The following is a 20,477-nucleotide window of genomic DNA, read 5'->3' on the forward strand; positions in this document are numbered from 1 at the left end:
TTCTATGTCACAGCCATGTAAACTGGTATTATCTCCTGATTGATTTTTAACTAATCTTTAGGAAGCAGTACATGCGCTTGTTAACTTTATCTCGCACCACGCTATTAACCTTCTGTATTCTATTTTTGTCTGCCTGTGGTGGTTCAGGCGATCAAGTTACAACTAATCCTAATGATCCAGTAGCGCTAGAACCAAGCGAATTAACCGTATCTGTAAGTGCTGGTTTAGACGTGAGCCTTGACGAGGGAAGCTTTTTGTTAACGGTACCCGCAAGTGCTGTTTCACAAAATACAGATCTTACTTATGAAAAAGCATTTTTAGATGATGCCAACGCACAGCTAAATATTATTTCTGATATACATGCACTCACTCCAAATACGCTCTCTTTTAGTAATCCAATTACAGTAACCATAAAAATACCCGATGACTATCAACTAGGCGGACAACTCTTTATTGCTCGCCAGTCAGGAGAGTCTTGGACAGTTATTGAAAATTCAATTGTAGAGGATGGTTTTGTAAGCGCTGAAGTATCTACTCTTGGGACGTTTGCAATAATAATGCAGCGCAACGAAGCCTTTGCTGATATTGGACCTACTTGTAATATTAGTGCAGCTGAGCAATCAGTTAGGTTTATTCATGTTGCCGACTTACATGCAAGATTTGGCTATGAGGAGCAATACTTTAGCCGTATTAAAGCCTACTATAACCAAGCCGCAGCACAAACTCCCCACACATTATTTACTAATGGTGGTGATGACTACGAAAAAGGCACTGTTGCTGAACAGTTATCACAAGGCAGCGCAACTGAGGAAGCAGTAAAAGCAATGCAATTTGACCTGCGAGTGGTAGGTAATCACGACTATGCTTGGGGACCTGAAAAATTATTGAGTTACTCTCAAGATGACAGCGCCATTGTACTTGCAAGTAATACGCGCTACGAGGGTGAACAATTACAAGACTTTGCAGCTGTGGGCTTTGCAAAAGTGCAAGTTGGCTGTATTACCTTGGGTGTATTTGGCATGACCTCTGTACCGTGGAACGAACTAGATGAACCAATAGATCTTGAGCCCATACCTGATTTTATCAAACAGTTCAAAATGAGCTGGCAGTGGCAAAAAATAGCGCAAAGTATAGTAAGCCAGTATCAAGACGACGTTGATTACATGGTTATGCTAAGCCATTTAGGTGAAGGCCTTGATATTGATATGACCACTGATGTGAGTGGCATTGATTTAGTTCTTGGCGGCCACACTCATGGCGGAGAAAGCTATAATACTCTCGATAACGGCGCTGTGGTTATTCAGCCAGATTTTTACGCTAAAGGTATTACCGATGTAACACTTACCTTTAACTTACAAGATAAAACATCGCCCTTAATTAACTATAACACCATTGATACCGACAGTGTGGCTGAGCGTGATGAAGCCACCAAACTCGCAATCGATGAAATTATGGGTCGTTATGCTCCCGATGCTAATACTGAAATTGCTATTTCTGAAAACTACCCTAGCAATTTAGAATTAGCAGAAATAACAGCGTTAGCAGCAGCACATACAAGTGATGTTACCGCAGCACTGCTAAACCCAGATTTAGTACAAAAACGCTGGACCCCAGGTACGCTTACACAGGAAGACTTTCACAAAGCCTATTACGTTGAGAGACAACCTTCTAATACGCCAGGCTTTAACTCCGTATATACAGTTACAGTATCTGGTACTGACTTAAACAGTATGTTTGCCAGTCAACCTGATTGGTTTTTACTTAAACCAGATGAAATACAAGCCGATAGCAATTACCAGGTAGCTTTATTTAAGGGTGCTGCGCTCAATCCTGATCTATTTTTTAATGGTGTGACATTCTCGAATGTAGAAGTTATCAACGAAGCATGGTGGCTTCTTGATCAATATGCGCGCTTCAGAACGAGCCAATGCTTATACCTAGATACAGATAATCGTTTGTTTTCATGTGATGATCAAAACGACATTACAGTGTGGAATTTTGATGACGAAAACAACCCACTAACCGCAGACTACGGCCCTTCAGTGTTAAGTTATTTTGATCCTGAAAATACTCTATGGGGGCCAAATAAGACCCAATATAAAACAACAACAGCATTTTCTATTGCAGATTTAAATGATGGACCTTCTGGAGTGATGGCCTTTACTGATCATTCACCTACGCAAGGGCTATTACTAACTTTAAATACTCAAGCTAATGGTGATTACGCCGAGCAAGGCATGGTATCAGACTACACTATAATTATGGACTTATACTGGCCTATTGAAGGGAAGGATATATATCGTCCAATTATTCAAGCAAATACCACTGATTACTTAACTGATGATGCTGACATTTTTATTGACCCCTCTGGTGGCTACGGTCAAGCAACTAGCGACAGCGGTTACTTTGGCACTACCGAGCCTGAAACATGGCATCGCGTAGCATTTGTTTTTTATGCAGCGCCAATAAATGGGGTATACGAAATATACATTGATGGTGAGCTTGTAGGAGTTAAAGAAGATGGCGAAATAAATAGCCGATGGGCGCTTACGCAAGCCGCATTATTGTTTGCTGATAACAATTTTGAAACAGAGCCAGGCTATTTAAATGCACTTTTATACGCTGGCCACGCAATGACCAGAGATGAAATTAAAAGCATTGGCGGGGCACAATCAAAGCTCACGTTTGAACCTACGACACGCGTTTTAAACCAAACTATTGAACGTCACTATCAAGCAGCCCCTACAATACAGCCCAATGTATGGTTAGAGCAACGAAACAAGTTTTTTAACAAATACAAGTAAGATGTAAACAATTTAATACATAAAAACAAAAAATGCAGTAATATTCAAAGAGGTTTTAATTATTTAAAACCTCTTTTTTATTTATATTAAACAAAAAGTTAAATGTTAAGACGTCTATTTAAGCCGACCAATTAAGTCTCTATTTATCCAAAGTGTATTGTTAAAAACTAACATTTAAATAAACGTCTTATTTAATTTACAGTTTAACTAATTTCTAAATGCCTCCCTACTCTTTCACAAATTAAAAATCTGGTTGATTATCTAGCCCAACACGCAAACAACACATAACCGCAGTAGCAATATTTATTGCAGGAGTAATAAAAATGAGTGAAGCAAATAATCCACTAGGTTTAGTTGGTATTGAATTTACTGAGTACGCCACACCCGATGCAGACTATATGGATAAAGTGTTTACTGATTTTGGTTTTTCAAAACTAAAAAAATTCAAAGGCAAAGATATTGTCTACTACAACCAAAACGACATTCACTTTTTACTAAATAACGAACGCGATGGTTTTTCTGCTGAGTTTGCGAAAAACCATGGCCCGGCAATCTGCTCTATGGGCTGGCGTGTTAACGATGCGCAGCACGCATTTGAAACTGCTGTGGCGCGTGGTGCAAAACCAGCAACCAACTCTACATATAAAGATTTACCTTACCCTGCTATTTACGGTATTGGTGACAGCCTGATTTATTTTATTGAGCAATTTGGTGACAAAGGGACTATTTATGAAAGTGACTTTGAAGATTTATCCAACGCTAATATTGTTGAGGACAAAGGGTTTATACGCATCGATCATTTAACTAATAATGTTTATAAAGGCACAATGGAAACATGGGCTAACTTTTATAAAGATGTTTTTGGCTTTACAGAAGTCCGTTATTTTGACATTAAAGGTCAAAAAACAGCGCTAGTTTCGTATGCACTTAAATCACCGTGCGGTACCTTCTCAATTCCAATCAATGAAGGTAAAGGCAACGACAATAATCAAATTGATGAATACTTAGGCGAATATAACGGGCCAGGTGTGCAACATTTAGCCTTTTTAACAGATGATTTAGTTAGCTCTCTTGATAAGCTTGATAAATCGACCATTGCTACTTTAGATATTATCCCTGAGTACTACGACACTATTTTTGACCGTGTACCTTGGGTTGCTGAAGATAAAGAAAAAATTCGTAAGCACCAAATATTAGTCGATAGCCAAAGTGAAAATTGTTACTTATTACAAATATTTTCTAAGAACCTATTTGGGCCAATTTTCATTGAAATGATCCAACGTGTAGATGACGGTGGTTTTGGCGAAGGGAATTTTCAAGCGCTGTTTGAATCAATTGAACGCGATCAAGAGCGCCGCGGCGTTTTATAATTATTTGAGTAATTTAAAAGCAGCGATTTTCGCTGCTTTTGTCGTTTCAAATTTAAAATTACAGCGCCAGATTCTACTAAATTCAATAAATTATATCTGTCGCCATGTAGAAAATAAAAAGGAAATGTAATGAGCCTTATTAACGAAACCCATGATATTAATTTAACGAGCTGGGTCAGCTCGGCAAATAATACGGGATCTGATTTCCCTATTCAAAATTTACCTTTTGCAGAGTTTCGTACTAAGGGCACTGATGAGGCGTTTCGTGGCGGTGTTGCTATTGGCGATCAGGTTATTGATTTAGCAAAATTGAGCGTCTTAAATATTTTTACCGGTGATGCTAAAACAGCGCTTGATGCGGCAAGCGAATCAACGTTAAATACATTGATGGGCCTTGGCCAACAATATTGGTCTGCACTGCGTTTAGCGCTTTCAAAAGTACTTCGCGAAGGCGCACAGCAACAAAAAGAAATTGAAAGTACATTACTATCCCAAGCTGATATAGAGTTTTCACTGCCGTGTCGCATTGGTGATTACACTGACTTTTATACCTCGATTTACCATGCAACAGCCGTTGGCAGTTTATTCCGCCCAGATAACCCGTTACTGCCTAACTATAAATGGGTACCCATTGGGTATCATGGCCGATCATCATCTATTGATGTATCAGGACAAAAGTTTCATCGCCCTAAAGGGCAAACAAAGGCACCTGATGCAGAGGCCCCTTCTTTTGGTCCATGTAAACGCCTAGATTATGAGTTAGAACTTGGTATTTACTTGGGTAAAGGCAACGCACTTGGCGATGCTATTGCCATTGAAAATGCTGAAAATCATGTATTTGGTTTTTGTGTATTTAATGATTGGTCAGCACGTGATTTACAAGCCTGGGAATATCAGCCGTTAGGTCCATTTTTAGCAAAAAACTTTGCATCAACCGTATCGCCTTGGATTGTCACCACAGAAGCACTCGCTCCTTATAGAACAAGCTGGACACGTGATGAAAACGATCCGCAACCTATGGAGTACCTAGAATCTGCAGCTAACCGCGAGCAAGGTGCATTTGACATTCAAATGGATGTTAAAATTCAGACTGAAAAAATGCGCAGCGAAGGCCACTCACCTACCCACGTATCAACCTCTAGCTTTAAGCACTCTTACTGGACAGTGGCACAAATGGTCACGCACCACACAGTAAACGGTTGTAACTTTATGCCAGGTGATATGCTGGGCTCTGGTACGCAGTCAGGCCCAACACATGAAGAAGCAGGCTCTTTATTAGAGCTTTCTCGTGGTGGTAAAGAAAAAATAACACTCAGTAATGGCGAACAACGCAGTTTTTTAGAAGATGGCGATAACGTGATTATGCGCGGCTGGTGTGAAAAATCAGGTTTTGCACGAATTGGGTTCGGATCTGTAGAAAGCACTGTTTTAGCTGCAAAATAATTAAAACGTAAAAAATCACATTTTATAAGGGCTGCCTAGGGCGTGTTGATCTTTGCGGATTGAAATTTGTTCAATCTAGGGGCGATTAAATCGCGGCGCGAGGTTTGTAACCTAGTGGGCTAAGTAAAAACCGAGTAACAAAGAGTTTATCGCCCCTAGGCAGAACCCGAAGGGCAGCGCATGTTTGGCATTTATGCTGCGTTATCGCCTATTAATGGGGAATAACCACACTTCATAGGCTCCGCCTAGCCTAAAAACCAAACATGCTGCTGCAAATTCAACCATCACAGATCAACACGCCCTAATAAGCAGCCCTTTTTTATTAATTTTTGAACAGTTACAATTTTTTTCTGGCTTTTTAAACTCAGGTTGATACATTAATCCGGTTAACAGCCAGTATTTATATGCCATGTCATTATCTTTAAAGTCTTTTTATAAAAAATTATTCCCCGCTAGACAGCTTCTTATCCGCCAAAATGGCGAAGTTAAGCATGTTGTTTTAGCCTCTTGGTTGCAACTTTTCATAGTAACCCTGCTTTTAGCGACTGTAGTTTGGGTGAGCATTTCTAGCTTTCGTGTTTATACGCAAACAAATCAAATTTCAAACATCGAAAAGAGTCAATTAAGTAAACAAACTCTTTGGCAGCAAAAAGTCAGTGAGCAACAAGCCTTACATGCAAAACAATTAGAAAAACTGGCTGTGCTTGAGCAAAAGCAAGCGCTACTGCAAAGCATGATAGAGTCACTCCCTGCCTCAATTAGTAAAGAGACAATTAAAATTGAAGATGAGCTTGAGTCGCCAATTAACGATGATAATGGCGAATTTCATGAGCCATTAGTCGATGAAGAACAAAAAACTAAACATGCAAATTTGATTAATACCACTACATTTGCAGCACGCGCTAAGCAGTTAACACAACATTACGAAGAGAATTTTTCGCTTCTTGATAGCGAAATAGATAAACGCCACAACACTATTATTGCCATGCTTAAAGGCGCAGGGCTTGAGTCTGTCTTAGAGCAACATTTAACATTAAGCGCTAAAACAGCTGCGCAAGGTGGCCCACTTAATTTATTTGATGAAGCAAAAATTCCTACGCAATTTTTAGCCATTGCCGATAAGCTATTATTATTAAATAACCTAGAAAACTTTTTAACTGAGCTACCAAACTCACTACCGTTAGATGCTGCAAAATACTACATATCAAGTAATTTTGGACTTCGTAAAGATCCAATGAACAGCCGCAGAGCATTTCATAAAGGCGTTGATTTAGCAGGTTGGCACAAAACAAAAATATTTGCGCCTGCAGACGCTGTAGTCCTTCGTGCTGGTCGAAACGGCGGTTACGGTAACTTTATAGAGCTTGAGCACAAAAATGGCTTAGTAACTCGCTTTGGGCACTTAAATAAAATTAAAGTTAAAAAAGGTCAAACCATTACTAAAAATGATGTCATTGGTTTAATGGGCAGTACTGGCAGAAGTACAAGCACGCACTTACACTATGAAGTACTAATTGATGGCAAGCACGTCAACCCTCTAAAAATAACAAAGGCGCTTTCTCTTGTTCGGTAAAAAAAAGCAAAATACAAATAATACTAGCTTAAAAAGGGTTAACCACACACCTTCAATTATATCTGAAGACGTACGCTTAACAGGTACTCTAACTAGCCAAGGTGAAGTTCAGCTAGATGGACGTATTAACGGTGACATTAAAGCTGAACACTTAGTTATTGGCTCAACTGGTATAGTTGAAGGCATCGTTGAAGCTAAAAGTGTCATCGTAAAAGGTAAAATTATCGGCTCACTTAACGCAAGTGAAGTTAAAATTCAAAGTAGTGCACACGTACACGGAGATGTCTTTAACGATACGCTAAGCATAGACGCCGGTGCTATTATTGAAGGCAGTTTAAAACAACGATTTGAAAAAGAAGAGCCTGAGCTAATAAGTAATGATTCAAAACCTGCAAAAGAAGTAAAAACATTACTCGATGATAGCGATAGCGACTTATCGTTTGTTAATAAACAAGCCGCAGAAAAAAATAAGTAAAGTTAAGCGCTATTTTTTTTCAGTAATATACATTGTAATATCTGCACTGAATACCAATTCATTGCGGGTATTATAAAGCTTGACCGGAACAACTAAATCTTCTTTATCTACCCACTCATGCGGTAAGTCAATCTCAGCAATTGCTGTCACATCAGTATCTACTTTCGCTAAATATTGAACAGTCATCCCTTTTGGGATCCAGCGATGTGTTTTATAAGGAACAGTGGCATCAACCATTACGCCTGCACACAGTTCAGCTAAGTTACACTGTGCAATAGCATGGATAGTCCCAATATGATTGTGTACGCTGCGACGATTTTTTACTACCGCGCTACAGTGCCCTTCTTTTAAATCAAGTATATACGGTTTCATTGAGCCAAAATAAGGCGCTTTAAAACATACCGCTTTACTAAACAGCCAATTCCCATATGGCAGGCTTTTAAATTTTTGCCATGTTTTTAAAAGTGCGGATTTATTACTCATTATTTTGTCCAAACATTTATGTATTTTTCAAAACTAACACATCAGACCAGTTTAAAAAAGATAATTAAAGCGTCTATTTGTAGCTAATTAAGTAAAAAATACGAATGCCGACGTATGCAGGGGGCATAAGCCCTTTCTTTTTTATGGGTGGACACCTAAAATACCCAGCAAAAGGAGAATCAATGCAAACACGCCCAGCTAAACCCAATTTAGTTTTACTGCTCATTTTAGCGCTACTCGTTATTTTTTGCCCTATGGCAATCGATATTTATTTACCTGCCTTTCCTACTATCGCAGAGCAATTTGCTGTATCAGAGCAACAAGTACAACAAACCGTCGCTATTTTTATGTTAACCGTGGGCCTAGGGCAGCTAATTGCAGGGCCACTTGCTGATAAATTTGGTCGAAAACCAGTCGCTATAGTTGGGGTTAGCCTTTATGCGGGTTCGGCATTGCTTGCCTACTTTACACCTTCGTTTGAAATATTAATGGTTGCACGTGCGCTACAGGGCTTAGGTGCGTGCGCCACATTTGTTGTTGCATTCGCTATTGTGCGCGATAAATATGGCAGCGAACGCAGCGGGCAAATGATCACCTACTTAAATGGTATTGTATGCTTTATACCCGCTATGGCCCCTATTTTAGGTGCATGGCTAACCGTGCAATTTGGTTGGCGAATGAACTTTATGTTTTTAACTGCTTTTGCCATTGTCGGTTTACTCGTTACTTTACTTTTTTTTAGGGAAACGCGCCCTGCCGATAGCCATTACCAAGGTCATATTTTAGATTTACGTCGTTTTAAACCTATTATCAAAACGCCCGTATTTTTGTTTAATAGTTTACTGTGTATGGTCGCGATGTCAGCCATATTAGTATATGTAACACTTGCCCCTGGCTGGATCATTACCTATTTAGGTGGCACTGTTGGCGACTTTACCTTCTGGTTTACTCTAAATGCGGTACTGAGCATAGTGGCAAGTTTTATAACGCCTATGTATATTAAGCGCAATAGCCAACGAGCACTGCGTTTAGGGGTAAGCCTATTGGTTTTTTCAGGGATTTTAATGCTTGCATTAAGCCATATAGAAACCGCATTTGCTCTTATGTTACCCATTTTAATTTCAGCTTTAGGTTTTGCGTTAAGTTTAGGCTCTGCAGCAGGTATGGCTCTTTCAAGCTTTCCTAAGCAAGCTGGTACAGCGTCTGCATTACTTGGGGCAATGCAAATGAGTGGAGCAAGCATGCTGGTATTTTTAACTCAATTTTTGGGGCTAAGTACACCTTGGCTAATTGCATTTCATTTATTGCTGCTAGCACCGCTGTGGCTTATTTTAATGAGTAAAAAAGCCCATACGTTACACCCTGCTAAAACATGATCAATCCCGATTTTTTAGTTTCTTTTTTATTGGCTAGCTTTTTAATGGCTGTCGCACCTGGGCCATCAAATGCATTTTTAATGGCACAAACTTTTGCCAATGGCAGAGCGGCCGGCATGCAAAGTGCTTTTGGGTTTGCTTTAGGTGGGGTTGTACATACCTTTTTTGCCGTGATTGGTTTAAGCGCAGTGCTAAAAGCCTCTTCCATGGCTTATAGCGCAGTGCAATATGCTGGTGCTGTTTACTTATGTTATTTAGGGTTTATGATGATCAAGGGCACATTTAAGCACCCGACTTCCATGGCCGACTGCGCTGGCGAAGAAAAACCGCACGTTAGTACAAGTAAAAAATCTAACGTAATGTTTCAGGCTATGATGACTGAAGTGTTAAACCCTAAAGTTGCGTTGTTTTTTATTGCGTTTATACCCCAATTTGTAGATCCAACTTTATCATCAGCTACTTTTCAGCTCGCTTTTTTTGGTTTGCTCTATCCTATTTTTGCTTTTCCGATTGACTGCACGTATATTTATTTTGGCGATAAAATTGCCCAGTTTTTCAGGAATCATCCAAACAGTCAGCTTTGGATTGATAGAGTCACCGGTATAGTGTTTATTGCGCTTGCCATAAATTTATTATATTAATTACAAATAATTAGTATTGCTTAACTAATAATAAGATGCAGTATGGAACAAAAAACACAGTCGTTACCAGCAAATAAAAATATTGCCTTAGTTGCCCATGACGGTAAAAAAGCCGCATTAAAACTATGGTGTGAAAAGCACAAAAACGCTCTTAGCAAACACACCCTTTATGGCACAGGTACTACAGGACATTTAATTGAAAAAACCACCGGGCTTGATGTCATTCAGTTATTAAGTGGCCCAATGGGTGGCGATCAGCAGTTAGGTGCAAAAATTGCTGAACATGAAATTCATGTATTAGTGTTTTTTTGGGATCCGTTGGCATCACAACCACATGACCCAGATGTGAAAGCTTTGCTACGTTTAGCGGCTGTTTGGAATATTCCGGTAGCGTGTAATGAAGTGAGTGCAGATATGCTATTAAGTTCACCACTGATGGATACTGAACTTGAGCGAACTTTGCCAGATTACGAAAAATACCTCGCAACCCGACAAATCAGTCTTTAAAATCTGTTAAAGCTACTTGTAAAGCATGCTGGCCCACTTTGTTAGGCCGGCTGTTACACTGCCAAAGTGATCCCCGTTCACCATTTTTATATCACCTAAGTGTTCGCTCAGCGCTGCTTTAATTAAGGGCGATTGTGCACTGCCACCTGTTAAATAAATAACATCTGGTGTCGTTGCTGCATCAGTAATTGCTTGTTTTGCTAACGTTACTATTTGGCTAATACTACTTTCTACCGCTAATGCTAAATCGCTTACTGATAAATTTTTATTAAGGCCATTATCTAAAAAGCTTAGATCACAATCAAAAGCAGCTGACGATGAAAGCGCTATTTTAGCCGCCTCACCTTGCTGTACAAGTTGATGCCCCTGTTTGTTTTGCTGTAAATGCATTAAACGTTTATAAAGCGCAGGTGCACTTACATCACGTAATTGGGCGCTTAATTCTCGGTAATGATTTTCGCTATAAAATTGGCTTTGTAAATTTACATCATTAATTTTACACGCTTGCCAAAATGGTTGATTAGGCAAAGGAAGGCCCGATTTAAACGTACTCCCTAAACCAAGTAATGGCATTAAGCCATGAAAGCTCAGCGCTATATCTAAATCGTTTCCGCCAACGCGTTTACCGCTGTGCGCCAAAAAGTCATTATCTCGCTCACTATTACCTCTAAAACTAGGCCCCATTTGTACAAACGAGCAATCGCTTGTACCGCCACCTATATCAATAACTAATACTTTTTGATCTTGGGTCAAATTACTTTCATAATCGATCCCTGCAGCCAATGGCTCATATAAAAACTCAACATCTTTAAAGCCTGCGCGTTTTGCTGCTCGCTCTAAAATACCGACAGCTTGCTGATTCGATTGCTCACCGCCAACAACTTGAAAGTTTACTGGGCGACCAATCACGGTTTGTGTAAGTGTTTTACCTAAAGAGAGCTCAGCGCGTTGCTTAATTTTTAAAATCATTGCGGTTGCAATGTCTTCAAAAAAGTTAATTTGACCTTGCTTTAAACCTGTTGCGCCAAAAAATGATTTAGGAGATTTAACAAAGTAACCTTCCTCAGGAAACTGTACATACTCACTAATGGCTTCACGGCCAATAAAAAGCGTTTCGTCCGAGGGTTGTAAATCAAGGTCTGATTTAATACGAGGTAAGGTATTTAATAATGCTTGGCGCTGCGTTAAGAAGTCGTGCTCATGGGCTGTACCGTGTAAATGCTTAGCAACAAAATCAACAACCAAAGCACTATGATGGGTATAAAGCGTAGAAGGTAAGTAATGTTTTCCTTGCTCAAGTGGTACTAATTGAACCAGACCTTCGTCCATAACACCCATAGCACAATTAGAACTACCGTAATCAAAACCTACAAACATACTTCACCACACATTACCAAAAAGGCCGCGCAATTTAGCACACTTTATAATAATTATAAACGCTATAAAGGCTCTCTAACTCTTAAAAAGCTCACAAAGCGTGGTAAACCATTTTTTGTTAGGCCATGGTATCGGTACGTCACAGTACTGCCTATTAAAGGCGGACTTTTACGCTGCACATCGCTAAAGCCAGTACCTATTTTAAACTCAAGTCCGTCCGATGTTTTTACTTTTATAGCACCAAGCATACCTTGATACTTACCTTTACCAGGTAAATGCTCAATTACAACGGCCTCAGCGTCTAGGTAAGGCTTTAACTTTAATAACGCATCAGTGCGCCCGCTCTTATACTTAGCACTTGCAAGGTGAAGCATAACCCCTTCTGCGCCTTGTGTAGTTAGGCCTTTAAAATAGGTAGTTAATGATTGAAGGTTATTAAAGCGATGTTGTTTAACCGCTTTAATATGAGGTAAATCAAGCTTCTCAACTAATTGACTGTAATTTTGATAGCGAGTGCTAAAAGGAACACTCGGATCTGGCATATCAAATACTTGATAACTAATACCTTCCCAATCCGTGTTATTAGGAATTTTGGTTCTAATAATGCCGCTTACACGTGCAAATTGATTACGCTTTATCCAAAGCTCTCCATCAAGCCAAACCTGTGGCAATGCTTTAGTAAACCAACTAGGTGCATTAATAGTATTACCTTTACGAGTTACAAATTTATCACCTGTCCATATTGCTCTTACACCGTCAAACTTTTCACTGACTAAATAATCTTCAACATTGCCATGTTTAGACTCGTCATATACTTTTGCTAAAAGCACATCTGGCTGAGCCGCATAAATAGCGGGTACAAAAACAACACTTAAGCATATTAAAAGGTATTTTGTGAAAGCCATTATTGCACTCCTGCAAAGTAAATAAGGCTTAAACTATAGTTGAGATTCTACCCATTGCCAAAACTCACCTAAGTCGCTCATTTTATATGTAGCTCGGCTAAAATCGTGATCTTGAGTATGACTGTTAGCAATAGCAACAACATCTAAAGACGCATTACTTGCAGCGGTTACACCTGTAAAAGTGTCCTCAACTGCTATTGCATTCTCAGCTGCTTCGTTAATATTTTTAAGCGCTAATAAATAAGGATCCCCTGCGGGTTTAGGGTTAATCACATCATCTTTAGTGACTACCGTATCAAATAATTCGTAAAAGCCTAACCCTTTTAAAATAGGCATAGCCTCAGCGCTTGCACTGCCCGTGACTAATGCCATTTTTAAGCCGCTGCGTTTAACTGCTTTAAGTGTTTGCTCAGCATAAGGCATAATAGGCGGTAAATTACTTTTTACGTACTCGCCAAATAAACGGTATTTTTCATCTGCTAAAAATTGCGCGCTTACTGATAAGTTATGCTCTTGCTTAATCTCTATTGCAGCTTCTAAAGTGGGTCGCCCTGAAAAGCGCTGACAAAAGTCATTTTCTAAATAGCTAACACCATAAGGCTTAAGTAGTTGACTCCAACATACGAAATGCATGCTTTCTGAATCTACTAATGTACCATCCATATCAAATAATACTGCATTTAAGCTCATTCTTACTCCTTAAATTTTAGCGTTAAAAAAAGGCGCCTGGGCGCCTTTTTGTATTACTCGCTCAAGCCTACTGGCGGCTCAGCATAAGCTTCTTCCCCAGTTTCAACATCAACCAGTTCATAACCACGCGTTTTGCGTACAACCTTTAATATAGGCTTTTCTAGGGCAGTTTTTAATCTATCAGCATCAGCCGATAACTCATCAAGCGTTGTACCAAAAGGTGCAGCACCGGTTTCTGACCAGTTAGTCACTTTACCATTTAGGTTATATTCTACTTCGTGTATTTGATATTGCGCTGCTTCATCTTTTGTTGCTTCACAAAAAATTACACGGTAATTCCAAAATCCAGCCATTTCTTTATCTCTTTAAATTAATTAACGCTACTTTACCAGCTTTATAAAAACATAAAAGCCTGCACAAGGCAGGCTTTTAAAAATTAATATAATTTAAGGTTATCTTTAGAAAAAGCTAACTTTAAATTCAGCGCCAATAAAGCGAGGTTCATTAACAATCCCAGAATTGTTACTAAAATCTACACCACCAATAAATACTTCTTCACTCGTAATATTGCGAGCAAAAGCAGATACTTCGTATTCATAGTCACCATCAAACCACTTATAACCAGCACGCACACCGCCTTCAAGCAACGCCTCACCAGTAAACTCTACTGAGTCATATAAAAAGAAATCTATTTCACTACGATAAGACCAATCAGTGTAAGCATAAAACTCACCGTCACCAAATTCTTTAGTATAGCGAAGAGTAAAATTAGCGATCCATTCTGGGGCATGCGGTAGGCTATTTCCATCTAAACTATAGCCTTGCTCAGTTAGAGGATCCGTAATAGTACATGCAAAACAACCTGAAGCAAATAGTTCATCATCCTGCAGCTCTGTATTGTTGTAGCTGAAGTTAAACGTCATATCAAACTCATCGTTTAAAACCCACTGCGTATCAACTTCAAATCCATAGCCCACTGTTTTATCAGCATTTAATAGCCTTGCTGTATTTCCAAATTCACCACCAACGGCTGTTAATTGCTGATCATTCATTTGGTAATAAAAGACAGTTGCATTAACACGACCACTACCATCTAAAACATCAGATTTAATACCTGCTTCAATAGAGTTTATAGTTTCAGAATCAGCTACAGTAACATCGTCACTAAATAAAATACGGCCTTGAACGCTAGGCGCACGAAACCCGTTCGCGGCGCGTACAAATAAATTAACATCATCAGAGTATTTATACGCGGCAGCTAAGTCCCATGAAACATGGCTATCTTCAGGTGAAACTGATTTAGTTAAATCAGTAATTACAGCATCTGAAGATAAATAACGAGAAGCATTAAAATCTCTTTCATCGTCAGAATAGCGAAGGCCAGCTGTCACCTCTAACTTTTCTGTTAATTGAAACTCTGTTGAGCCAAATAATGCCCATGCAGTAGTTTCTTGATCTTGTCTAACATACCCTGTCAAAAAGTTTGCACCTAAGCCATCGTAACCGTATGTTTCTATTACTTGATCTTCTTTATAATAAAAAGCACCAACTTGGTAATTGAAATCGCCATCAAAATTACTTGATAGACGCAGCTCTTGAGAATATTGGTCGTGCTCTGGTAATGCATCTGCAGTTTCAGAAGCTAAAAAGATAAAGCCTGGTCCCATTTCAGGAGTTGGGCATCCCGGGACAAAGTTATTACCACAACCAAAACCACCATCCACATCTGCTCGAGAATAGATTTCTGCACTTTCCCACCCAGAAATAGAGGTTAATGTATAATCATTAAAGTCATATTCTAGCTTTAGATTTGCCCCTTGACTTTCAACATCTTGCGTAGAATATTGGACAGTATCTTGAGTTATAACCTCTGGATCAAAGCCCGATACAGCGTTATTTGTTCCGCTTTCAATAGCATTTGCATGAAAAACTATAGGAGAACCATTTAAGTCACGCGTGTGGTAGTTAAATAAAGCATTAAAATTATCATCTTCGTATAAAAATTGTATACGCGCAGCCGTTTCCTGATAACCACCCGTGGCATCATCAATAATATTCCCTTCTAACCTATTATCAATGTAGTCGTCTCTCTCTTGCCTTAAAACAGAAACCCGAGTCGAAAGTTTATCAGTTAAACCTGTACTTATAGCACCTTCAAAGTCTACCGAATTGAATGAGCCATATGATAACGAAGCGTACCCCTCTAAATCTTGTGTTGGTCGAGCAGAATCAATTTTAACCAAACCAGCAGGTGTATTTCGTCCGAACAATGTACCTTGAGGGCCACGTAACACTTCAACGCGGCCAGTATCAAATACTGGGAAGCCTTTTAATATAGGACTTTCTTGAACAATTTCGTCTACAACTAATGATACTGGCTGTGAGGAATTAAGGTCAAAATCAGAATTACCCAATCCACGAACATAAAAACGTGGAAACGTACGACCATATGAAGATTCAACAGAGAGGCTTGGAATTTTCGCATTTAAAAAGCGAATATCCATCCCTGCAGAGCTATAGGCATCTAAACTATCACCTTGTAATGCTGATGCTGAAACTGGTACTTCTTGAGCGTTTTCTACACGTTTGCGAGCTGTAATCTGAATAACTTCTAGTTGATTGCTTTTTTTAGCGGTATCTTCCTCAGCAGCGAAGGCTGAAATAGATGTACCAGCAGCAGATAGTAGAGCAGCATTAATAATGGTCGCTATTGCAGTTTTTTTTAATGATTTCATGTCGGGTATTAACCTTTTGTATGCACTCTTGTTCAACGGTTTTTTGTGTTGCGCAATGTATTCATTGCGGGCTCGTACAATTTTTCGCGTCTTGCTTTATGGCGCGCGGACCTCATCACCGAGAGTACAAAAACGGAGTGATAAGGCTGAACGAACGGTTAATATTATACCATTGTGTAATAATATTACTGCATAAATATGTGTAAATTTAGAAACTTTTTTGCAACATTTAACTACAAAAACATGCATTTTTATCTGTTTTTAGATGTAAAAACCCAGTAATGAGGACATATGTCCTTTATTGAGGGTTGTAAATTCAAGTAGGAAATTTTGATTAGTTTACATATTATTTAAAAGCTACATTTTTTATATATAAAAAAGTTACTCATTAGTGACTTTAAAGTTTGTGCTATTGACGCTAAGAACGCTTAAATGCAATTTCGCCATCAATGTGAATATCGCGCTGTGGAAATGCAATTAAAACATCGTGCTTTTCAAACACATCATAAAGGCTAAAGCGAATATCACTGCGTACTTTCCTAAGCATGGTTTCCGACTCGGCGCACACCCAAAAAATAGCATTAAATATTAAGGAGCTATCTGCAAAGTCATCAAACATCACTGACGACGTTGGATTAGCTAAAATAGCATCATGATCATCAAGTACTTGCTGAATGAGCTTTTTAACAAGTACAACATCAGAGCCATAAGCAACACCTACGCTTACTGACGAGCGTGCATTACCATCTATTAGCGTCCAGTTTGTTACAGTGTTTTCTAAAAGTTGGGAGTTAGGTATAAGCATATGTACGCCATCGTTTCGGCGAATACGTGTAGAGCGTGTATTAATCGTTTCAACAACGCCTTTTGCGTTACCTACTTCCAAAAAGTCACCAATGCGAATTGGGCGCTCCCACATGAGTATCCAACCACTAATAAAGTTATTAATAATGTTTTGTGCACCAAAACCTACACCTATTGCTATAGCCCCAGATACAAATGCAAATGCTGTTAGAGGAATACTTAATACCTCTAAAGAAGTAAAAATTAAAATAGCAATACTCAGAATAAAATAAATGCGTGTAAACAAATGCACGGCGTCTTGGCTTATATTTTTAGCAAGCAGTGTTTTTTTAATAAGCTTGCCCATGCGCGTTACTAAAAACCACATAGCAAACAATATAAGCGGCACTTGGATTACTTTTGCAACCGTAATGTCCACATCGTTATAAGTGAATATTACAAAAGCGAGATAATGATTTATTTCATCAAAGGTCATAGTATTTCCAACATCGTTATTGTTTATTATTTATTCATTAAAAATAAGTATGGTTCAGTTTTCGCTAAGCTTAGCACGGCATAATAGTGTTAAACCGCCATGTTAATAAATTCAGTATAAATTTTTCTGTAATTTATTAACTATTTATTGCACCGAGTGCTATATAAATAGTGTACAAGCACTGGAGAACACATATGACACAACTTACTTTAAATCAAAGACTCGCTACTTTGCAGCCGCAGGTAGATTTGAAATTGTTTGAAAGCAGCCTAGATTACCGAAATAAAGTTTTGTGCTTGCTGGCCGAACAAGAACAAACTCTAGCAACTATTAATAAAGAGTTTGGGCAGCAATCTAATAGCTTTGGCTCAGAGAAAAAATTTGTTTTGGGTTATAACTAACCCCCCTCTTAAACACACAATCGTATAATCTAGTAGCTCTAACGTATGATTTTAGAGCTACTTTTACCCAACCTACTCCCAATTATTAGCTAATTTGCGTTCAAATCCCGCTTAATACCGATAAACTTTATTGTATAAACCCCCAAATTTGATAAGTTAACTAGGTTTTTCGACTCGCAAAGCCTATTTCGGCTAATCTTTTTATGGAGTTATTATGCGTAAAACCCTGATCGCCACTACTATTGCTAGTGCTTTAATCCTATCAGCTTGTTCATCTAATGAGCCTACAGACATGGCAAAAGAAAGCGCAGCACAAGTGCAAGACATGACCGCAAACAATGTTTTATTCAAACCAAGCCCATTGCAATACATGGCACCAGAGTTTGATAAGTTTGGTACAAAAGACTACGAAGCAGCATTTGACGCTGGTATTGCTCAGCATACTGCACAAGTACAAGCTATTGCCAACAACCCAGCGCCTGCAACTTTTAAAAATACATTAGTTGAAATGGAAATGTCTGGCGAGCTACTAAACCGTGTATCGGCTGCATTTTATAACCTTTCTGGTTTAATTTCAGATGATGAATACCAGCGTATAAGTAAAAAAATGGCGCCGGTTTTATCTGCTCACTCTGATGACATTTACCTAAATGGTGCATTATTTAAGCGCGTACAAACTATTTACGACAACAAAGACTCGCTTAACGCTGAAGATCAACGCCTTGTAGATTTTTACTACAAGCAATTTGTAAAAGCAGGCGCAAAGTTAAATGACGCTGAAAAAGCAAAAATGCGTGAAATCAACTCGCAACTTGCAGAGCTTTCTACTGCGTTTTCTCAAAACATTTTAAAATCGTTTAAAGAAGATGTAATTGTAGTTACAGATAAATCAAAACTTGCAGGCCTTTCAGAAGGTGAAATCGCAAGCCTTGCAGCTGCAGCTAAAAAAGCAGGTAAAGATGGTTACATGATCACGCTAGTAAATACTACGCAACAACCAATTTTATCAAGCCTTGAAAACCGTGACCTTCGCGAGCAAATTTTCAAAGCGTCAGCTAATCGTGCAGCTGAGACAAACGGTCCAATTATTATTGAAGAAACTAACTTACGCGCTCAAAAAGCAGAACTACTAGGCTTTAAAGATTGGGCATCGTATGTAATGACGTCGCGTATGGCTCAAACAACTGATAACGTGTACGGCATTTTAGATGACCTAGCACCAAAAGCAGTTGAAAAAGCTAAAATTGAAGCCGCTTCAATTCAAAAAGTAATTAACGATTCAGGCGAAAGCTTTGAGCTTAAACCATGGGATTGGGCTTTTTATGCAGAAAAAGTACGTGCTGAAAAATACGACCTAGATCCTGCGCTAGTTAAGCCATACTTTGAAATGAACTCTGTAATTCACGATGGTTTATTCTTTGCGATGAATAAGCTTTACGGTATTACATTTAAAGAGCGTAAAGACTTACCGGTTTATCACGAAGATGTAACGGCCTACGAAGTATTTAACGCTGACGGCAGTGCAATTGGTTTATTTTACATGGACCCATATGCACGTGAAGGTAAGCGTGGCGGTGCATGGATGAGTGCATACGTTAGCCAAAGTGGCTTAAAAGGCACTAAACCTGTAATTTACAACGCACAAAACATTCCAAAACCGGCGGCAGGCGAGCCAACGCTAATGACCTTCGATGAAGTGTCTACTATGTTCCATGAGTTTGGTCATGCGGCGCACGGTTTATTCTCAGACGTTAAATACCCAAGCCTAGCAGGTACAGCTACAGCCCGTGACTTTGTTGAGTTTCCATCACAAGCACACGAAGATTGGATGATTGAGCCTACGGTACTTGCTAACTACGCTAAACACTACAAAACAGGTGAGCCAATTCCAAAAGCATTACTTGATAAAGTACTCGCTTCGCAAAAATTCAACCAAGGTTTTGGTACCACTGAATATTTAGCCGCTGCTTTACTTGATATGGAATGGCACTCGTTTGGTTCAGATAAAAAAATCAGCGATGTACAAAAGTTTGAAAGCGATGCGCTAAAAGCACATGGTATTGATTACTACCCTGTACCGCCGCGTTATAAGTCAAACTACTTTAGCCATACTTTTGCTGGTGGTTACTCTGCAGGTTACTACGCCTACCTTTGGACTGAAGTATTTGCAGCCGATGCCTTTGCTCACATGGAAAACAACGGTGGCTTAACGCGTGAAAACGGCGACAACTTCCGTAAAGAAATTCTATCTAAAGGTAATAGCCGCGACTTAATGCAAAGCTACATTGAGTTTAGAGGTCAAAAACCAACGACAGACGCGCTACTTAAGCGCCGTGGTTTAGTTGAGTAAAATAACTTAGCTTATTAAGCTCACTTTTATAAAAGCCCGCTTGCGGGCTTTTATTGTTTATACCCTCA

Annotated in this window: 17 protein-coding genes; 10 read left to right on the plus strand and 7 right to left on the minus strand. The window is 39.1% G+C overall.

What is annotated here, in order from left to right; translation table 11 throughout:
- The first annotated feature begins 71 nt into the window (after positions 1 to 71).
- The 5 genes from J8L71_RS07755 to J8L71_RS07775 all read left to right on the plus strand — a co-directional run bounded on the left by J8L71_RS07755 (position 72) and on the right by J8L71_RS07775 (position 7,665).
- Positions 72 to 2,804, plus strand: coding sequence for a metallophosphoesterase (locus J8L71_RS07755; RefSeq protein ID WP_211000027.1), 2,733 nt, complete (start codon positions 72 to 74; stop codon positions 2,802 to 2,804).
- Positions 2,805 to 3,127: 323 nt separating this feature from the next.
- Positions 3,128 to 4,174: a 4-hydroxyphenylpyruvate dioxygenase gene (gene hppD, locus J8L71_RS07760; RefSeq protein ID WP_211000028.1), complete on the plus strand. Its 1,047-nt coding sequence runs from the start codon at positions 3,128 to 3,130 to the stop codon at positions 4,172 to 4,174.
- A gap of 129 nt (positions 4,175 to 4,303) precedes the next feature.
- The gene (gene fahA / locus J8L71_RS07765) at positions 4,304 to 5,617 is read left to right on the plus strand and encodes a fumarylacetoacetase (RefSeq protein ID WP_211000029.1); all 1,314 of its coding nucleotides are present in this window, start codon (positions 4,304 to 4,306) and stop codon (positions 5,615 to 5,617) included.
- Between the two features lie 409 nt (positions 5,618 to 6,026).
- Positions 6,027 to 7,190 carry a M23 family metallopeptidase gene (locus tag J8L71_RS07770; RefSeq protein WP_211000030.1) on the plus strand — a complete coding sequence of 388 codons (1,164 nt, stop codon included), beginning with the start codon at positions 6,027 to 6,029 and terminating at the stop codon, positions 7,188 to 7,190.
- Positions 7,180 to 7,665, plus strand: coding sequence for a polymer-forming cytoskeletal protein (locus J8L71_RS07775; protein WP_211000031.1), 486 nt, complete (start codon positions 7,180 to 7,182; stop codon positions 7,663 to 7,665). The genes J8L71_RS07770 and J8L71_RS07775 overlap by 11 nt, the downstream gene beginning before the upstream one ends.
- Before the next feature lie 9 nt (positions 7,666 to 7,674).
- On the opposite strand, the gene J8L71_RS07780 is transcribed toward J8L71_RS07775, so the two are convergent.
- Positions 7,675 to 8,148 carry a hotdog fold domain-containing protein gene (locus tag J8L71_RS07780; protein WP_211000032.1) on the minus strand — a complete coding sequence of 158 codons (474 nt, stop codon included), beginning with the start codon at positions 8,146 to 8,148 and terminating at the stop codon, positions 7,675 to 7,677.
- A gap of 182 nt (positions 8,149 to 8,330) precedes the next feature.
- Between J8L71_RS07780 and J8L71_RS07785 the strand changes: the two genes are divergently transcribed.
- The 3 genes from J8L71_RS07785 to J8L71_RS07795 are packed head-to-tail and all read left to right on the plus strand — an operon-like array spanning position 8,331 to position 10,672.
- Positions 8,331 to 9,524: a multidrug effflux MFS transporter gene (locus tag J8L71_RS07785; protein ID WP_211000033.1), complete on the plus strand. Its 1,194-nt coding sequence runs from the start codon at positions 8,331 to 8,333 to the stop codon at positions 9,522 to 9,524.
- Entirely contained in the window at positions 9,521 to 10,165 is a 645-nt protein-coding gene (locus J8L71_RS07790; RefSeq protein WP_211000034.1) for a LysE family translocator, read from the plus strand. Before J8L71_RS07785 ends, J8L71_RS07790 begins: the two co-directional genes overlap by 4 nt.
- A 42-nt stretch (positions 10,166 to 10,207) precedes the next feature.
- Positions 10,208 to 10,672 carry a methylglyoxal synthase gene (locus tag J8L71_RS07795; protein ID WP_058547341.1) on the plus strand — a complete coding sequence of 155 codons (465 nt, stop codon included), beginning with the start codon at positions 10,208 to 10,210 and terminating at the stop codon, positions 10,670 to 10,672.
- 12 nt (positions 10,673 to 10,684) lie between these two features.
- Here the strand turns inward: J8L71_RS07795 and yegD are convergent, their stop codons facing one another.
- From yegD to J8L71_RS07825, 6 genes are all read right to left on the minus strand, one after another.
- Positions 10,685 to 12,049: a molecular chaperone gene (gene yegD / locus J8L71_RS07800; protein WP_211000035.1), complete on the minus strand. Its 1,365-nt coding sequence runs from the start codon at positions 12,047 to 12,049 to the stop codon at positions 10,685 to 10,687.
- A gap of 62 nt (positions 12,050 to 12,111) precedes the next feature.
- Complete coding sequence (locus J8L71_RS07805) at positions 12,112 to 12,954, minus strand: DNA ligase (RefSeq protein WP_211000036.1); 843 nt, start codon at positions 12,952 to 12,954, stop codon at positions 12,112 to 12,114.
- Between the two features lie 33 nt (positions 12,955 to 12,987).
- Positions 12,988 to 13,644 carry an HAD family phosphatase gene (locus tag J8L71_RS07810; RefSeq protein WP_211000037.1) on the minus strand — a complete coding sequence of 219 codons (657 nt, stop codon included), beginning with the start codon at positions 13,642 to 13,644 and terminating at the stop codon, positions 12,988 to 12,990.
- A gap of 53 nt (positions 13,645 to 13,697) precedes the next feature.
- The gene (locus tag J8L71_RS07815) at positions 13,698 to 13,997 is read right to left on the minus strand and encodes a hypothetical protein (RefSeq protein WP_211000038.1); all 300 of its coding nucleotides are present in this window, start codon (positions 13,995 to 13,997) and stop codon (positions 13,698 to 13,700) included.
- 105 nt (positions 13,998 to 14,102) lie between these two features.
- Positions 14,103 to 16,379: a TonB-dependent receptor gene (locus tag J8L71_RS07820; protein ID WP_211000039.1), complete on the minus strand. Its 2,277-nt coding sequence runs from the start codon at positions 16,377 to 16,379 to the stop codon at positions 14,103 to 14,105.
- 418 nt (positions 16,380 to 16,797) lie between these two features.
- A complete protein-coding gene (locus J8L71_RS07825) occupies positions 16,798 to 17,658 on the minus strand; it encodes a mechanosensitive ion channel domain-containing protein (RefSeq protein ID WP_211000040.1) in 861 nt (286 codons plus the stop codon).
- A gap of 194 nt (positions 17,659 to 17,852) precedes the next feature.
- Between J8L71_RS07825 and J8L71_RS07830 the strand changes: the two genes are divergently transcribed.
- Positions 17,853 to 18,059 (plus strand): hypothetical protein, encoded by a 207-nt coding sequence (locus J8L71_RS07830; RefSeq protein ID WP_002958182.1) that lies wholly within the window; start codon positions 17,853 to 17,855, stop codon positions 18,057 to 18,059.
- A gap of 214 nt (positions 18,060 to 18,273) precedes the next feature.
- Complete coding sequence (locus J8L71_RS07835; RefSeq protein WP_211000041.1) at positions 18,274 to 20,409, plus strand: M3 family metallopeptidase; 2,136 nt, start codon at positions 18,274 to 18,276, stop codon at positions 20,407 to 20,409.
- Positions 20,410 to 20,477 lie beyond the last annotated feature (68 nt).

This window comes from Pseudoalteromonas sp. MMG007, assembly GCF_018100985.1.
Taxonomy (GTDB): domain Bacteria; phylum Pseudomonadota; class Gammaproteobacteria; order Enterobacterales; family Alteromonadaceae; genus Pseudoalteromonas.

Excerpts from the sequence above, each read along its gene's own strand:
- J8L71_RS07755 (WP_211000027.1), top strand. The coding sequence starts at position 72 with ATGCGCTTGTTAACTTTATCTCGCACCACGCTATTAACCTTCTGTATT.
- J8L71_RS07830 (WP_002958182.1), top strand. The coding sequence starts at position 17,853 with ATGACACAACTTACTTTAAATCAAAGACTCGCTACTTTGCAGCCGCAG.
- J8L71_RS07825 (WP_211000040.1), bottom strand. The coding sequence starts at position 17,658 with ATGACCTTTGATGAAATAAATCATTATCTCGCTTTTGTAATATTCACT.
- J8L71_RS07835 (WP_211000041.1), top strand. The coding sequence starts at position 18,274 with ATGCGTAAAACCCTGATCGCCACTACTATTGCTAGTGCTTTAATCCTA.
- J8L71_RS07810 (WP_211000037.1), bottom strand. The coding sequence starts at position 13,644 with ATGAGCTTAAATGCAGTATTATTTGATATGGATGGTACATTAGTAGAT.
- J8L71_RS07820 (WP_211000039.1), bottom strand. The coding sequence starts at position 16,379 with ATGAAATCATTAAAAAAAACTGCAATAGCGACCATTATTAATGCTGCT.
- J8L71_RS07790 (WP_211000034.1), top strand. The coding sequence starts at position 9,521 with ATGATCAATCCCGATTTTTTAGTTTCTTTTTTATTGGCTAGCTTTTTA.
- yegD (WP_211000035.1), bottom strand. The coding sequence starts at position 12,049 with ATGTTTGTAGGTTTTGATTACGGTAGTTCTAATTGTGCTATGGGTGTT.
- J8L71_RS07815 (WP_211000038.1), bottom strand. The coding sequence starts at position 13,997 with ATGGCTGGATTTTGGAATTACCGTGTAATTTTTTGTGAAGCAACAAAA.
- J8L71_RS07780 (WP_211000032.1), bottom strand. The coding sequence starts at position 8,148 with ATGAGTAATAAATCCGCACTTTTAAAAACATGGCAAAAATTTAAAAGC.
- J8L71_RS07770 (WP_211000030.1), top strand. The coding sequence starts at position 6,027 with ATGTCATTATCTTTAAAGTCTTTTTATAAAAAATTATTCCCCGCTAGA.
- J8L71_RS07805 (WP_211000036.1), bottom strand. The coding sequence starts at position 12,954 with ATGGCTTTCACAAAATACCTTTTAATATGCTTAAGTGTTGTTTTTGTA.
- hppD (WP_211000028.1), top strand. The coding sequence starts at position 3,128 with ATGAGTGAAGCAAATAATCCACTAGGTTTAGTTGGTATTGAATTTACT.
- J8L71_RS07785 (WP_211000033.1), top strand. The coding sequence starts at position 8,331 with ATGCAAACACGCCCAGCTAAACCCAATTTAGTTTTACTGCTCATTTTA.
- fahA (WP_211000029.1), top strand. The coding sequence starts at position 4,304 with ATGAGCCTTATTAACGAAACCCATGATATTAATTTAACGAGCTGGGTC.
- J8L71_RS07795 (WP_058547341.1), top strand. The coding sequence starts at position 10,208 with ATGGAACAAAAAACACAGTCGTTACCAGCAAATAAAAATATTGCCTTA.